We start from the raw sequence: 14544 nt of genomic DNA, 5'->3' as shown, positions 1-14544 counted from the left end.
CCGCCGCGTGCCGGGCCTCGGCCTGGGCGCGCGCGACCCGGGCCTCCCGCTCGGCGTCGGCGAAGGCCGGATTGCTGAACACGATCTCCTTGAGCGCGACTTCACAGGCCAGCCGCTGGTCATGTGCGAGCCACACATGGCCCATACCGCCACTGCCCAGCCGGTTCAGCAGTAGATAGCGGCCGGCGATGACCCGGCCCACGCCCGACGTCGGCGATCCCTGAGGCATCCGGTGTCCCCCTCCCGGTTCCGCGTCATGTCTCGGTCGAGGTCGGGGTTCCGGTCACGGGCTCTCTGGTGACCGACCCACTGGCGACCGGCACGCCGCTCGTCACGGGGGCGCTGCTGGTGACGGACGCGCTACTGGTCACGGGGGCGCTCGTCACAGGCGCCGCGCTGATGGTGACCGGTGCACTCGTCACGGGCGAACCGGTCACCACCGAGGGCGAACCGGGCGTGAGGGAACCACTCGACGGCGAACTGCTCGACGGCGGCGGCTCGTTCGTGGGCGAGGACGGGGGCGGAGACGAGGGTGGAGATGAGGGCGGAGATGAGGGCGGAGACGAGGACTTGGGCGGTGCCGACGGGGACGTAGAGGGCGGTGCCGTGGACGTCGGCGGGCCCACTGTCGGCCCTGAGGTCGTCGGAGCCGGGGGAGTGGTGGAAGTGGTGGCCCCTCCGCTCGTCCCGCCGGACACGCTCAGCGTCACGTACTCCCCGAACGGCAACTCGGTCCCCGCCGGGGGATCGGACGCGGTGACCCGCGCGTCGTCGGACGGCGCCGCGCTCCCGCCGTACCCGACGGCCAGCCCACTGCTCACCAGTTGCTCCCGAGCCTGCCCGAAGGTCACCCCGGCCAGGTTCGGCACCGCGTGCTGCCGCCGGGTGTCGAAGGTGGTGTCGTGCTTGCCCGTCGTGCCGACCGGACGTGTGATGCCGACTTCGGGATCGTCGACGTCCACCAGGGCGAGCCGCTCCATCTTCTGGGGCGCCGGACGCACGGCCACCACCGCGGACGGCTCATATCCGTGCCACTTCTTGTTGCCGTCCTCGAACTTGACGGAAATCCTCCCCGCGTCGCCCTTGAACGGGCGCAGCGGATTTCCGCACGAGCACTTCGCGGCGGGTTCCCCCTGCTCGTCGACGAGAATCGCGATTCCCGCCTGGAGAAGGGAGTTGTAGGGCGTGGCCTTTCCCTTTTTGTAGTCGTGGTTCTGTACGAGAGTGTCGTGACGCAGGAGTACGGGTGTGAGCCGGTCGAGATACCCCGGGATCTCGTCCGTGGTGATACCGAGCACGGACGACCACGCCACCGCCTTCTGGTGGTTCGCGGGATCGGTCAGGAACCTCTTGAGCTTCGCCACGTCACAGATGGTCGGTTTCCTGGTGCCCCCGTACAGGCCAGGTGTGTCGCCCTGCTGCAAGGTGCCCCGCACCGGCAGCGAACGGACCTGGGTATCGTGCCCAAGCCCCTGTTTCTCGTCGAAGAAAGGCGCGAGCGACGGAACTCCGGCGGCGACCGCCTGCACGGCGAACGTATGTGCGCCTCCGCTGCATCCACTCACGACCAGGACACAGACGAGCAGCACGGCGATCCTGCGGATCACCGAAATTCCGGTCCTTTGCACAACCGCGCGAAATGTCATTACCGCTCCCCCCGGTCGCGGTTCCCCCATCGCGCTTTATGCTACTGAACTAAATTTCCGTCCAGTTAGCCGCGTATGCTCAATTGCCTCGTGTGTTCAATGAGGCCAAATAGGCGTTGTACGCCTCAAGTTCCTTGTCGCCGTCCCGGTCGGCGGCCCGGTCCTGCCGCTTGGCCTGCCGCTGCTCCGAGCCGTACCACTGGAACAGCAGGGCGATCAGCACCAGCACGGACGGGATCTCGCTGAACGCCCAGGCGATACCGCCGGCCGCGTTCTGGTCGGAGAGCGCGTCGATGCCGAGCGAGGCGGCCGGGTGCTTGAACGTCTCGACCATCGGCTCCGACGCCATCATCAACGCGATGCCGAAGAACGCGTGGAACGGCATCCCGGCGAACAGCTCCAGCATCCGCATCAGATAACCGGGCCGGTTCGGCCCCGGATCCACACCCATGATCGGCCAGAAGAACACCACACCCACGGCCAGGAAGTGCACCATCATCGCGATGTGCCCGGTCTTCGAGCCCATCAGGAAGTCGAAGATCGGCGTGAAGTACAGGGCGTACAGGCTCGCGATGAACAGCGGGATCGTGAACGCGGGATGCGTGACGATCTTCATGTACCGGCTGTGCAGGAACATCAACAGCAGCTCGCGCGGCCCCTTGCGACCCCTGGCCGCCGGCGGCAGCGCCCGCAGCGCGAGGGTGATCGGGGCGCCGAGCAGCAGCAGGATCGGCGACAACATGCTGATGATCATGTGCTGCACCATGTGCACGCTGAACATGACCATGCCGTAGTCGTTCAGCCTGGTGCACATCACGAGCCCGATGGTCAGCACACCGATGACGTAGGAGATCGTCCGCCCCACGGGCCACGAGTCCCCGCGCCGCCGCAACCGCACGACCCCCCAGCCGTACAGCCCGAGCCCGACCAGACAGGCGGTGAGGAAGAACGGGTCGGCCGACCACTCAAGCCCCCGCCCCAGCGTGAACGGCGGCAGATCCATGGTCATGCCGTGCCCGCCGTGATCCATCGGACGGCTCCTGATTCGTGGGGTTGTGCGTCGTCTGTCCGCACCAGGGTAGAACCGCCCCGGGTCACTTCTGCGACCGGGGGCAAGCGGTCCCACCTAGGGGCGCGGGGCTGTGACATTTGCGGCTCCGCCGCGTGGGCGCGACCAGCCCCCACGCACCCGCACCCGACGAACTACCTCACGGCCTTCAGAGCACGCACTCAGCCTCTTCATACCGCTCAGCGGGAACGGTCTTAAGAGTCTCAACCGCATCCGCCAGCGGCACCATCACAATGTCGGTCCCCTGAAGCGCGGTCATCTTCCCGAACTCCCCCCGATGAGCAGCCTCCACCGCATGCCACCCGAACCGAGTCGCAAGCACACGGTCGTACGCGGTAGGCGTACCCCCACGCTGCACATGCCCGAGAATCACCGGCCGAGCCTCCTTGCCGAGCCGTTCCTCCAGCTCGATGGACAGCTGCCGCGCGATCCCCGCGAAGCGCTCATGGCCGTAGACGTCCTTCTTGCCCTCGTCGAACTCCATGGAGCCCGCGCGCGGCTTCGCGCCCTCCGCGGCCACCACGATCGCGAACCGCTTGCCCGCCTCGAAGCGTTCGCCCACCCGCGCGGCCAACTCCTCGATGTCGAAGGGCCGTTCAGGTACGACGATGGCGTGCGCGCCGGCCGCCATGCCGGAGTGCAGCGCGATCCAGCCGGTGTGGCGGCCCATGACCTCGACGACGAGGACGCGCTGGTGGGACTCGGCGGTCGTCTTGAGCCGGTCGAGCGCCTCGGTCGCGACACCGACCGCGGTGTCGAAACCGAAGGTGACGTCCGTGACGGCGATGTCGTTGTCGATGGTCTTGGGGACGCCGACGATCGGGAGGCCGGCGTCGTACATCAGCTTGGCCGCCTTGAGCGTGCCCTCGCCGCCTATCGGGATGATCGCGTCAAGGCCGAGCTCCTCGACATGGCCCCGGGCCCGTTCGACGCCGTCCCGCAGCTGGGAGGGCTGGACACGGGAGGAGCCGAGGATGGTGCCGCCGCGAGCAAGGATGCCGCTCACCGCGTCGAGGTCGAGCTTGAGGTAGTCGCACTCCAGGAGGCCCTTCCAGCCGTCCCGGAAGCCGATGACCTCGTCGCCGTGGTCCACGACGGCGCGGTGCACGACGGACCGGATGACGGCGTTCAGGCCGGGGCAGTCGCCGCCGGACGTGAGGACACCAATGCGCATAGCCCGAAGAACCTTCTCAACGTGGGCCGAAACCGGACCACGTTGTCCGGTACGAACCCCGCCACCCTAACGGCAGGAGGGGGCGGGGTCGTAGCGTGCGTCCGCCTGCTGGACGACCCCGCTCACCTGCGCGGACGGGCCGTCAGACGGGCTGGTTGCCCGTACCCGAAGACCAGGTGTACGCGCCGCTTACGCGGGCTGCTGAGCTGCGGCGATGCGCTCGTTGCGGAGCGCCTCGTACCAGCGGTCGTCGATCGGCGGGAGCGCGTTCACGTCGAGGGCCAGCTTCAGCAGCAGGTCCGCGATCAGCGGGTTGCGGGCGAGCACGGGCCCGTGCATGTACGTACCGAACACCGTGTCGTTGTACGCGCCCTCGGTGCCGTCGCCCGTGCCGTTGCCCTTGCCGAGCCGTACCTGCGCGAACGGGCGCGCGGAGGGGCCGAGATGGGTGACGCCCTGGTGGTTCTCGAAACCGGTCAGCGGGGGCAGGCCCAGGCGCGGGTCGATGTCCCCGAGGACGTCACCGACGCACCGCTCGCCCTCGCCGCGCACCGACACCACGTCGAGCAGACCGAGGCCGGGCTCGCGCTGGCCGAGGTCGTTGATGAACTCGTGGCCGAGGATCTGGTAGCCGGCGCACACCGAGAAGACGATCGCGCCGTTGCCGATCGCCCGGTGCAGGCCGCCGTCCCGGCGCAGCCGCTCGGCCGCGAGCCGCTGCGGGCGGTCCTCGCCGCCGCCGATGAGATAGATGTCGCCCGAGGTCGGGATCGGCTGGTCGCTGCGCACGTCCATCCGGGCCACGTCGAGGCCGCGCTGCCGCGCCCGGCGTTCCACGACAAGGGCGTTGCCCTGGTCCCCGTAGGTGCTCAGCAGGTCGGGGTAGATCCACACCAGACGGAGCTGGTTGTCGCTCATGGTCATTCGTCCTCTGGGGGTTCTGGGTCTCAGTTGCCGACGCGGCGGCGCAGGTCCTGGAACGCGGTGTAGTTCGCGATGACCTCGATCCGGCCGGGCGGTGCCAGCTGCACCGCCTGGTCGAGGTTGTCGCAGACCTGGAAGTGCTGGTTGGCCACTTCCAGTCGGACCGCGAGGTCCAGCTTGCGGTCGCCGACGACGAAGATGGGGTGGCCGGTCAGGCGCGTGTAGTCGACGTCCCACAGCCAGGAGGTGTCGGTGCCGTCGGCGCCACGCGCGTTCACCGAGAGGATCACCGGGGTCGGCGGCGGATCGATCAGGCTGAACGTTTCGAGCCAGCCCGCCGGGTTCTTCGCCAGCAGCAGGCGCAGGTCGCGCTGCATGAACTGGACGACGTCATAGCGCCCGGCGACGGCCTGCACCCGGTACATGCGCTCCAGGGCGACCTGCGGCGGTACCCCGAACACGGCGGCGACGGCGGCGGAGGAGGCGGCGTTGGCCTTGTTGGCGCGCCCGGGCAGCTGGAGGTGAATGGGCCAGGCGGACCCGTGCGGATCAAGCACATGATCCCCGGAGAGCGCCCAACTCGGCGTAGGCCGCCGGAACCCGCACTCACCGCAGAACCAGTCGTCGCCCGGCCGCTGCATCACACCACCGCACGAAGGACACGACCAGGCGTCGTCCTTCCACATCTGCCCGGCGGCGACCCAGATCACGTTGGGGGAGGAGGAGGCTGCCCACACGACCAGCGGGTCGTCCGCGTTGGCGACGACGACCGCCTTCGAACCGGCAAGCCCCTCACGCCAGTTCTCCGCGAGCATGCGGGTCTCGGCCGCGCGGTCCAGCTGGTCGCGGGAGAGGTTGAGCAGCGCGATGCACTTGGGGTCGGTGTCACGGGCGACGCCCGCGAGGTACTTCTCGTCGACCTCGATGACACCGAACTTGGCGTCCGAGCCACCGGCCAGCGCCGAGGTGATGCCGGCGGGCATGTTGGCACCGAGCGCGTTCGAGACGACCTCCCCGGCGGCTCCGAGGGCCTCGGCGATCAAACGCGTCGTCGTGGTCTTGCCGTTCGTGGCCGAGACGAGCGTCACGTCCAGGTTCTGTGCGAGCCGGGCGAGGAGGTCGGGGTCGAGTTTGAGTGCCACTCGGCCGCCGATCACCGATCCGCTGCCCCGCCCCGCGGCACGCGATGCCGCCGCGACCGCCTTGCCCGCCGTCACGGCGAGCTTGGCCCGCGGCGTGAGCGGGTCCGAGTTGCCTGCCATCAGTTCTCGATCCTCCTTGCGTACGCGCCGCGCCTCTGCCTCCGGCAACGTGGTGTGGACCTCAGCCTATCGAGATCCTTATCAGTGCCCGAACCGCGGCACCGCGAACGCCTCGCGGCGGGCGTGCGCCGTAGAGAACCGTACCCTTGCGCCCATGCGATACGGCTCCATCCCGGGCGCCCACGGGCGAGTCCGTCCCCTCACTCTGCTCGGCGACCCATTGCTTCACACCTCCTGCGCGGAAGTAACAGACTTCGGCCCGGAACTCGCCCGCCTCGTCGAGGACTTGTTCGCGACGATGTACGCGGCCCAGGGCGTGGGCCTCGCGGCGAACCAAGTGGGCGAGTCCTTGCGGGTGTTCGTCTACGACTGCCCCGACGACGAGGAGGTCCGCCACCTCGGCCATGTGGTGAACCCACGCCTCGTCGAGGCGGATGGGCTGGTGTTTCGTGGCCCTGAAGGCTGCCTGTCCCTACCGGGCCTGGAGGCGGGAACGGAGCGCTACGACCACGCGGTCGTCGAGGGCTTTACGGTGACCGGGGAGCCGATCACTGTGCATGGGACGGGTTTCTTCGCCCGTTGCCTACAGCACGAGTGCGACCACGTGGAGGGCAAGGTGTACGCGGACCGCGTGACGGGCTGGCGCCGAAGCCGCTTGATGCGACAAGCGGCCCGGGCTTCATGGTCCCGGCAAGCTTAGTTTTTAGGGGCGCGGGGAACTGCGCGACCAGCCCCCACCGGCCCGCAGCCAAAACTCAACCCCCTAAAACCCCGGCCCACCAACCTTGTCCCCGGCGGCAGCCAACCGCCCCCACAACAGATCAGCCAAACTCCGCACCAACTCGGCCCGGGAACAAGGCCGTTCACCAAGCCACCAGTCCCCCGCCGCGTGCATCATCCCGACAATCCCATGACCCCACACCCGAGCGAGCTGCTGACTGTTGGGCCCGAGATCCACCCGCTCCTCGATGACCTGAGCGAGTTCCTCCCCCATCCGCCGAAGCAGCGGAACCGAGTGATTCCCCGTGTCGAACCCGTGGTCCGCGGTCTGCCCACCCTCGACGGGATGCATAAGGAACCGATACACCTGAGGCAGCGCCTCGATCGCGGCGAGGTAGGTGTCGAGCGTGGCCTCGACCCGCTCCCGCCGCTCCGCGGGCGCGTCCAGCGCCGCCCGCAGCGAGGACAGCAGCGCGTCCGTGTGCCGCTTGGCGAGCGCCGCGTACAGTCCACCCTTGTCACCGAAGTGCCGGTACAGGATCGGCTTGGTGATGCCGGCCTCGGCTGCGATCGCGTTCATCGAGGCCTGTGGGCCGTCACGCAGCACCACTCTGTCCGCGGCCTCCAACAGCTCGCGCCGTCGGCGGTCGGCGGACCGTTGCTGATCGGACCGCTGCGTGGTGTCCATGGTCTCTCCCCACCCGTACTGAATCGGTAACGCCTGCGCAAACTAACACTCAACGTGCCACACACCTCGAACGGGCTGCCGAGAGGTCATCGGGAGTTGACTTTTCCTACCCGTCGGTAACAGACTCTGTCGTTACCGCAAGTAACATGCTAGTGCGCTGCTGGAGGAGTCATGGCCGAGTTCACCATGGAACTCAACGACGAACAGAAGGAGGTGCGGGACTGGCTGCACGGCTTCGCCGCCGATGTCATCCGCCCCGCCGCCGCCGAATGGGACGAGCGTGAGGAGACTCCCTGGCCGGTCATCCAGGAAGCCGCGAAGGTCGGCATCTATTCCCTGGACTTCTACGCCCAGCAGTACTTCGACCCCACCGGCCTCGGCATCCCGATGGCCATGGAAGAGCTGTTCTGGGGCGACGCGGGCATAGCCCTCTCCATAGTCGGCACCGGTCTCGCCGCGGTCGGCGTCCTCGCCAACGGCACCGAGGAGCAGATCGGCACCTGGATTCCCCAGATGTACGGCGACGCCAACGACGTGAAGGTCGCCGCCTTCTGCTCCTCCGAGCCCGACGCCGGTTCCGACGTGGCCTCCATGCGCACGCGTGCCGTCTACGACGAGGCCAAGGACGAGTGGATCCTCAACGGCACCAAGACCTGGGCGACCAACGGCGGTATCGCCAACGTCCACGTCGTCGTCGCGGTCGTCGACGCGGACCTCGGCTCCAAGGGCCACGCCTCCTTCATCGTCCCGTCGGGCACGCCGGGCCTGTCCCAGGGGCAGAAGTTCAAGAAGCACGGCATCCGCGCCTCGCACACCGCCGAGGTGGTCCTGGAGAACGCGCGCGTCCCCGGTTCCTGCCTCCTCGGCGGCAAGGAGAAGCTGGACGAGCGCCTCGCCCGTGCCCGTGAGCGCGCCAAGGCGGGCGGCGGCGAGCGGGTGAAGAACGCCGCGATGGCCACGTTCGAGGCGAGCCGCCCCGCGGTGGGTGCCATGGCGGTCGGTACCGCGCGGGCCGCGTACGAGGTCGCCCTCGACTACGCGAAGACGCGCGAGCAGTTCGGCCGGCCGATCATCGACAACCAGGGTGTCGCCTTCCAGATCGCCGACATGCGTACGTCCATCGACGCGGCCCGGCTGCTCGTGTGGCGGGCGTCCTGGATGGCCGTGAACGGCAAGCAGTTCACGGCGGCCGAGGGGTCGATGTCGAAGCTGTTCGCGAGCGAGACGGCGAAGAAGGTGACCGCGCAGGCGATCCAGATCCTCGGTGGGAACGGGTACACCCGTGAGTATCCGGTCGAGCGGATGCACCGTGACGCGGCGATCTACACGATCTTCGAGGGTACGAGTGAGATCCAGCGTTTGGTGATAGCTAGGACGTTGTCGGGAATGCCGATTCGTTGAGTTTCGGGTGCGGGTCGGTGGGGGCTGGTCGCGCAGTTCCCCGCTCCCCTAAAGGGGCGCGGATGTTCACCGCGTCAGGCGTGCCAGTCCTCGGCCAGCAACCCGAAGATCACCTCGTCCACGAACTCGCCGTTGACCCACGCGGCGTGGCGGAGTTGCCCCTCCTGCGTGAACCCGGCGCGGGAGGCGGCCCGGATCATCGCCGTGTTGTCGGCCAGGGTCTCCAGCTGCAGCCGGTGCAGTCCGCGGACGGTGAAGCCGTATGCGCACAGCACCTCGACGACGTCGACGGCGAGTCCGCGGCCACGGAACCCCGGTCGCAGCGACAGACCCAGGTGGGCGATCCTGTTGTGGGTGTCGATGCCCCACAGCCCCGCCGCCCCCGCCAACTCGTCGTTGTCGAGGGTGACGACGGCGAAGGGGGCGGCATCGTCGTCAGGTTCGGTGACCGCGAAGGGTGAGGCCTCGGTGCCCGGTGAGACGGGGCGCCAGGGCCGTGAGTCCGCTCGCGATCTGGTCGCCACGTCGTCGTACAACTCGGTGTGCAGGACCGGGACATCCGACTCGTGCCGGGCCCGGAGCCCGATCTTGGTTCCTCGCAGCATGGACTGTTCCTAGTCGACCCGCGCGGCGCCGATCAACTCGATTACCGCCCGCGTCGAAGGGTCAACGGTGCTTGAGGGGCGTCAACTGCTCGATGTCGTACCGCGCCCGCAACTCCTCGATCGCCGCATGATCCGGCGGCCCCCCGCTCCCGAGGATCTCCAGCAGCTCCTCGAAGTACCGCTCGTGGTCCGGCGGCGGGGACGCCTGGAAGAACATCTTCGCCGGCGTCTCCGTCGGGTTCGCGAACGCGTGCGGGCACCCGGGCGGTACGACGATCACCGTGCCCGGTGTCGCCCGTACCGCCCGGGTGCCCGAACTCGACTCCCAGCGCTGCCAGTTGTCCGGTGTCCGGATGCGCGGCTCGAAGGCGAGTACGTCCAGTTCGCCTTCGAGGACGTAGAACAACTCCTCGCTGCGCGTGTGCACATGGGCGCCGACGTCGAACCCCGGCGGCACCACAACCTCGAAGGTGGACGCCGTCCGCGAGTGCGAGCCGGTCACCTTGAACGTCACGTGCTGCGCGGGTGTCTGTACGACCCGGCCGTGGCCCGGCGGTACCAACAGCCCCTCCGTCGCCGTCATCGGCACCTCACCACGTCACGGGCAGTGCCTCGGGGCCACGGATCAACGCGCCCTTCTTGAACGGCACTTGATCGGCCGGGACCGCGAGCCGCAGCCCCGGCAACCGGTCAAGGAGCGCGTCCACCAGCAGCTCGGACTCCATCCTCGCCAGCATGTTGCCGGGACAGAAGTGCGGGCCGAAGCCGAAGGACACATGTGGGTTCGGACTGCGCGAGAAGTCGATCTTCTCGGGGTCGGGGAAGACGTCCGGGTCGCGGTTGGCGGCCAGGTACGACACGTACACCGGGTCGCCCGCCCGCATCCGTACCCCGCGGATCTCCACGTCCTCCATGGCGATCCGGGACAGCCCGACCGCGTTGCGGTGCGGGATGTAGCGCAGGAGTTCGTCGATGGCCTGGGGCCTCAACTCGGGCTCGGAGCGCAGCCGTTCGACGAGATCGGGGCGGGTCAGCAGCAGATAGAACATCTGCCCGCTGTTGTTGGTGACCGCCTCGCCGCCGATCTGCAGCAGCACCGCGAGCCCCACCGCCTCCTCCAGGGTCATCTCCTCCCGGCCCACGGCGGCACCGAGCAGCGAGGCGACGTCCTCGCCGCCGCTGCCCTCCCGCATGCCGATGAGATCGCCGAAGTAGGCGCCCATCTCGTCCTTCGCCTGCTCGCTGACCTTGGCGCCGTGCGAGGAGGACAGGATGAGCTGGGTCCAGGTGTGCATGCCGTGCCGGTCGGCGGCCGGGACGCCCATCAGCTCGCAGATCACCGCGATCGGGAAGGGGCTCAGCACGGTCTCGGTGAGATCGGCCGGCGGTCCGTCCTGGAGCAGCTCGTCGATCAACTCGTCGAGCAGCAGCCGGGATTGCTCCCGCACCCGCTCCACCCCGCGCGCCGTGAACGCCGGGGCGACCGAGCGCCGTAGCCGGGTGTGGTCCGGCGGATCGAGGAACCCGACCGCGCCGCGGGCCGGGATGAAGTGCGGGGCGAGCCGGGTCACCGGCTGGTCCATCACCGCCTCGCGGCTGAACCGGGGATCGTTGGTGACCATCCGCACGTCGTCGTGGCGGGTGACCAGCCAGGCCCAGCCCTCGCCGTTGGGCAGCTTGATCCGGTTGACCGGACCCTCCCGCATCAGCTTGGCGAGGACCGGGTCGAAGTCCACCCCGGTCAGGTCGAGGGCCGGCCAGGGCCGTACCGGGGGCAGGGTCTCGGTGATCGTCTCTTCAGTCATGCCGTACTCAAGCCGTCTCTCGGTCGTCGCTGTGCCAGCGGCCCAGGGCCATCTCGGCGGTGATACCGGGTCCGAACCCGGCGAGCAGCCCGCGGGCCCGGTGTTCGGCACCGCCCTCGTCGAAGAGCCGGCGCAGGGCGTCCAGGACGACGGCGCTGGCGATGTTGCCGTACTCGGTGAGGGTGGCCCGGCTGAACCGGAACGCGTGCGGGTCGACCTGCAGGAACTTGCTCAGGTCGTCGAGTATTCGGGGCCCGCCCGCGTGGACTATGTAGAAGTCCAGGTCGGCGGCGTCCCAGCCGTGCAGTCCCGCGAGGTCCTGGAGCGCCGGTGCGAGGGGCTCCATGGTGGCCGGCACCCGCTTGTCCAGCAGGAAGTGGAAGCCGGTGGCCCGGACGTCGTACATGATCCACTCTTCGGTCTTGGGGATCAGGTACGACCCGTTGCGTTCGAGCTGGATGCCCGTGCCGCCCCGCCCGCGCACGACCGCGGCGGCGATGCCGTCGCCGAAGAGCCCGTTGGAGAGCAGGGAGCCGATGCCGAGGTCGGTCGGCTGGTAGCACAGCGAGCAGAACTCGCAGGCCACGATGAGCGCGTTGGCGTCCGGGTACGCCGTGCAGAAGTCGTGCGCCCGGTTGATCGCCGCACCGCCGGCCGCGCAGCCCAGCTGGGCGATCGGGATCTGCCGGGTGGTGGCGTCGAACGCCATCTCGTTGATCAGCCAGGCCGTGAGCGAGGGCATCATGAAGCCCGTGCACGAGACGTAGATGATCACGTCGATGTCGGTGGTGAGGAGCTCGGCCTCGTCGAGCGCGCGCTGCACGACCGAAGGGACCCGGGCCTTCGCCTCGGCCGTGTAGATCCTGTTGCGGTCCTCGAACCCGGGGTGCTTCAGGGTCTCCTCGATGGGCTGCACGATGTGCCGGGTGCGCACACCGGTGTTCTCGATCAGCCGGAGGGCCAGCGGCAGGTTGGGGTGGTCCGCGTGGCGGGAGCGCGCCAGCTCAAGCGTCTCCTCCATCGTGATCACGTATTCCGGAACCGACACCGAGGGTTTGCACAAAGTCGCCATGAACCGTCCCTGCTTTCGCCTTCCGGAAGGCCTTCGCCCGCCGGTCAGAAGGTGGTTCACCTCAGAGGGTGGTGCACCCACGATCACCCTTGAGAGCGACGATCTCTCGGTGGACTACTCCAATTCAGGGACCCTGTGTAAAGGTCGGATCAGTATCCGGACCTCGGTTGAAGAAGGAACAACACCGGGTGATCCCGGCCGACCGCCGTGGTTTCCTGCATCTGGCGCAACGGGGGACGAGCACCCCGGAGACGGCCGACTTCCTCGCGTTTCTGGCGGAGGGAGAGGCGATGGCGGGGGAGCGGCTCATCGCTCAACGCGGAACCGACGGACGTAGTACGGGCGTTGACGTCCAACTTCGCGGAATGGGGCGGCTGTTGCGCGACGATCGCGGGTGTGCTGCGCGAGCACTACGAGGCGAACTTCTGGTCCACGCTCAGTGATCCCGCCCAGGGGCGCGGGGAACTGCGCGCCCAGTCACATCGGACCTGCACCCGCCCGACTACGACGACCCCCCACTGCTGTGCGCGATGCAAGCCACGTCAATCCGATCGGCCAGCTTCGCCAGCTCGATCGTCAGGGCAGCCACCGTGTCCTCATCAAGCCCCTCCTCGCCGGCCTCGACAAGATGCAGCCACCGCCCACCCACGGTACGCAAAAGCTTGCTGACATCCGCCGCAGCCACCTGCAAGGTCCCGCGGTCGTCGACGATCAGAGGCAGAGTCACTTCGCGGTTCACACAGGGGATCGTAGCCGCGGAACGCTCACGCTCCGTGCCATACCGTGGTGATGTTGCAGAACTCCCGGATTCCGTGCCCCGACAGCTCCCGCCCGTACCCGGACCGCTTCACCCCGCCGAACGGGAACGCCGGATGGGACGCGGTCATCCCGTTGAAGAACACCCCGCCGGCCTCCAGATCCCGTACGAACCGGTCGACCTCGCCCTCGTCCCGCGTCCACACGTTGGAACTCAGCCCGAACGGTGTGTCGTTGGCGACGAGGACCGCCTCGTCGAGGTCGGCCACCCGGTACAGCGTGGCGACGGGCCCGAACGTCTCCTCGCGGTGGACGCGCATCTCGCGGGTGATGTCGGCGAGGACGGTCGGCGGGTAGTACCAGCCGGGCCCGTCGGGCCGCTCCCCGCCGCACAGCACGGTCGCCCCGCTCTCGACGGCGTCGTCGACGAGTTCCTCCAGATCGCTACGGCCCTGTTCGCTCGCGAGCGGTCCGACCTCGGTCTCCTCCGCCAGCGGATCACCGACAGTGAGCGCCTTCATGCCGGCCACGAAGCGTTCGGCGAACGCGTCGAAGACGTCCGTGTGCACGATGAACCGCTTGGCGGCGATGCACGACTGCCCGTTGTTCTGCACCCGCGCCGTCACCGCGATCCGCGCGGCCCGGTCGATGTCGGCGGACGGCATGACGACGTAGGGGTCGCTGCCGCCCAGCTCCAGCACCGTCTTCTTGACCATGTCCCCGGCGACGGACGCGACCGCCCGTCCCGCGGGCTCGCTGCCGGTGAGGGTGGCCGCCTTCACCCGCTCGTCGCGCAGGATCTCCTCGACCGCGCCGGAGCCGATCAGCAGGGTCTGGAAGGCGCCCTCGGGGAAGCCCGCGCGGTGGAACAGGTCCTCCAGGTAGAGCGCGGTCTGCGGGACGTTCGACGCGTGCTTGAGGAGGCCGACGTTGCCCGCCATCAGCGCGGGCGCCGCGAAGCGGACCACCTGCCACAGCGGGAAGTTCCACGGCATCACCGCGAGCACCGGGCCGAGCGGCCGGTAGCGGACCAGCGCCCGGGAGGCACCGGAGTCCTTCACATCGGAGGCGGCGGGCTCCTCGTCGGCGAGCAACTCCTGTGCGTGGTCGGCGTACCAGCGCATCGACCTGGCGCACTTGGCGGCCTCCGCGCGGGCCTGCTTGACCGGCTTGCCCATCTCGGTGGTCATGATCCGGCCGATGTCCTGCTGGTCCTCGTCGAGCAGGTCCGCGGCCCGGTGCATGAGCCGGGCGCGCTCGGCGAAAGTCGACGTCCGGTAGGTGCGGAACGTGGCCTCCGCGAGCCGGAGCCGGCGCTCGATCTCCTCGTCACCCATGGCCTCGTACGTCTTGAGCGTCTCACCGTTGGCCGGGTTGACCGTCGCGATGGGCATGGCTGACCTCCTGGAGCGGGCTGTGCTT

14 protein-coding genes and 1 pseudogene are annotated in these 14544 nt (G+C 68.7%); 2 read left to right on the top strand and 13 right to left on the bottom strand.

The genetic code is table 11. The annotated features are described in order from the left end of the window. The 6 genes and pseudogenes from R6V09_RS09085 to R6V09_RS09060 form a co-directional block, all read right to left on the bottom strand. Positions 1-229, bottom strand: a pseudogene (locus R6V09_RS09085) (serine/threonine protein phosphatase); the annotation flags it as partial. A gap of 25 nt (positions 230-254) precedes the next feature. Continuing rightward, entirely contained in the window at positions 255-1607 is a 1353-nt protein-coding gene (locus tag R6V09_RS09080; protein ID WP_317880833.1) for a PASTA domain-containing protein, read from the bottom strand. 118 nt (positions 1608-1725) lie between these two features. Continuing rightward, positions 1726-2676: a cytochrome c oxidase assembly protein gene (locus R6V09_RS09075; protein ID WP_317880832.1), complete on the bottom strand. Its 951-nt coding sequence runs from the start codon at positions 2674-2676 to the stop codon at positions 1726-1728. A gap of 187 nt (positions 2677-2863) precedes the next feature. Next, positions 2864-3889 carry a 6-phosphofructokinase gene (locus R6V09_RS09070; RefSeq protein WP_317880831.1) on the bottom strand — a complete coding sequence of 342 codons (1026 nt, stop codon included), beginning with the start codon at positions 3887-3889 and terminating at the stop codon, positions 2864-2866. A 189-nt stretch (positions 3890-4078) separates the two neighbouring features. Then, positions 4079-4807 (bottom strand): type 1 glutamine amidotransferase, encoded by a 729-nt coding sequence (locus R6V09_RS09065; RefSeq protein ID WP_317880830.1) that lies wholly within the window; start codon positions 4805-4807, stop codon positions 4079-4081. Positions 4808-4836: 29 nt separating this feature from the next. Then, the gene (locus R6V09_RS09060) at positions 4837-6075 is read right to left on the bottom strand and encodes a Mur ligase family protein (protein WP_317880829.1); all 1239 of its coding nucleotides are present in this window, start codon (positions 6073-6075) and stop codon (positions 4837-4839) included. A 154-nt stretch (positions 6076-6229) separates the two neighbouring features. Here R6V09_RS09060 and def point away from each other — a divergent pair, with 154 nt between their 5' ends. Beyond that, positions 6230-6775 carry a peptide deformylase gene (def, locus tag R6V09_RS09055; RefSeq protein ID WP_317880828.1) on the top strand — a complete coding sequence of 182 codons (546 nt, stop codon included), beginning with the start codon at positions 6230-6232 and terminating at the stop codon, positions 6773-6775. 63 nt (positions 6776-6838) lie between these two features. Here the strand turns inward: def and R6V09_RS09050 are convergent, their stop codons facing one another. Next, entirely contained in the window at positions 6839-7483 is a 645-nt protein-coding gene (locus tag R6V09_RS09050; RefSeq protein WP_317880827.1) for a TetR family transcriptional regulator, read from the bottom strand. Between the two features lie 171 nt (positions 7484-7654). On the opposite strand from R6V09_RS09050, the gene R6V09_RS09045 reads away from it, so the two are divergent. Beyond that, positions 7655-8884: an acyl-CoA dehydrogenase family protein gene (locus R6V09_RS09045; protein WP_317880826.1), complete on the top strand. Its 1230-nt coding sequence runs from the start codon at positions 7655-7657 to the stop codon at positions 8882-8884. A gap of 74 nt (positions 8885-8958) precedes the next feature. Here R6V09_RS09045 and R6V09_RS09040 read toward each other — a convergent pair whose 3' ends face one another. The 6 genes from R6V09_RS09040 to R6V09_RS09015 all read right to left on the bottom strand — a co-directional run bounded on the left by R6V09_RS09040 (position 8959) and on the right by R6V09_RS09015 (position 14516). Next, the gene (locus R6V09_RS09040) at positions 8959-9489 is read right to left on the bottom strand and encodes a GNAT family N-acetyltransferase (RefSeq protein ID WP_317880825.1); all 531 of its coding nucleotides are present in this window, start codon (positions 9487-9489) and stop codon (positions 8959-8961) included. A gap of 61 nt (positions 9490-9550) precedes the next feature. Next, complete coding sequence (locus tag R6V09_RS09035; RefSeq protein WP_317880824.1) at positions 9551-10072, bottom strand: cupin domain-containing protein; 522 nt, start codon at positions 10070-10072, stop codon at positions 9551-9553. Positions 10073-10079: 7 nt separating this feature from the next. Further along, positions 10080-11294 carry a cytochrome P450 gene (locus R6V09_RS09030; protein ID WP_317880823.1) on the bottom strand — a complete coding sequence of 405 codons (1215 nt, stop codon included), beginning with the start codon at positions 11292-11294 and terminating at the stop codon, positions 10080-10082. Positions 11295-11301: 7 nt separating this feature from the next. After that, positions 11302-12366, bottom strand: coding sequence for a type III polyketide synthase (locus R6V09_RS09025; protein WP_317880822.1), 1065 nt, complete (start codon positions 12364-12366; stop codon positions 11302-11304). Positions 12367-12868: 502 nt separating this feature from the next. After that, entirely contained in the window at positions 12869-13105 is a 237-nt protein-coding gene (locus R6V09_RS09020) for a DUF6213 family protein (protein ID WP_317880821.1), read from the bottom strand. A gap of 25 nt (positions 13106-13130) precedes the next feature. After that, entirely contained in the window at positions 13131-14516 is a 1386-nt protein-coding gene (locus R6V09_RS09015; protein WP_317880820.1) for an NADP-dependent succinic semialdehyde dehydrogenase, read from the bottom strand. Between the last annotated feature and the right edge of the window lie 28 nt (positions 14517-14544).

This window comes from Streptomyces sp. W16 (assembly GCF_033194735.1).
GTDB lineage: Bacteria > Actinomycetota > Actinomycetes > Streptomycetales > Streptomycetaceae > Streptomyces.
The sequence above is the reverse complement of the archived record's forward strand: the minus strand, read 5'-3'. Positions and strand labels throughout refer to the sequence as shown.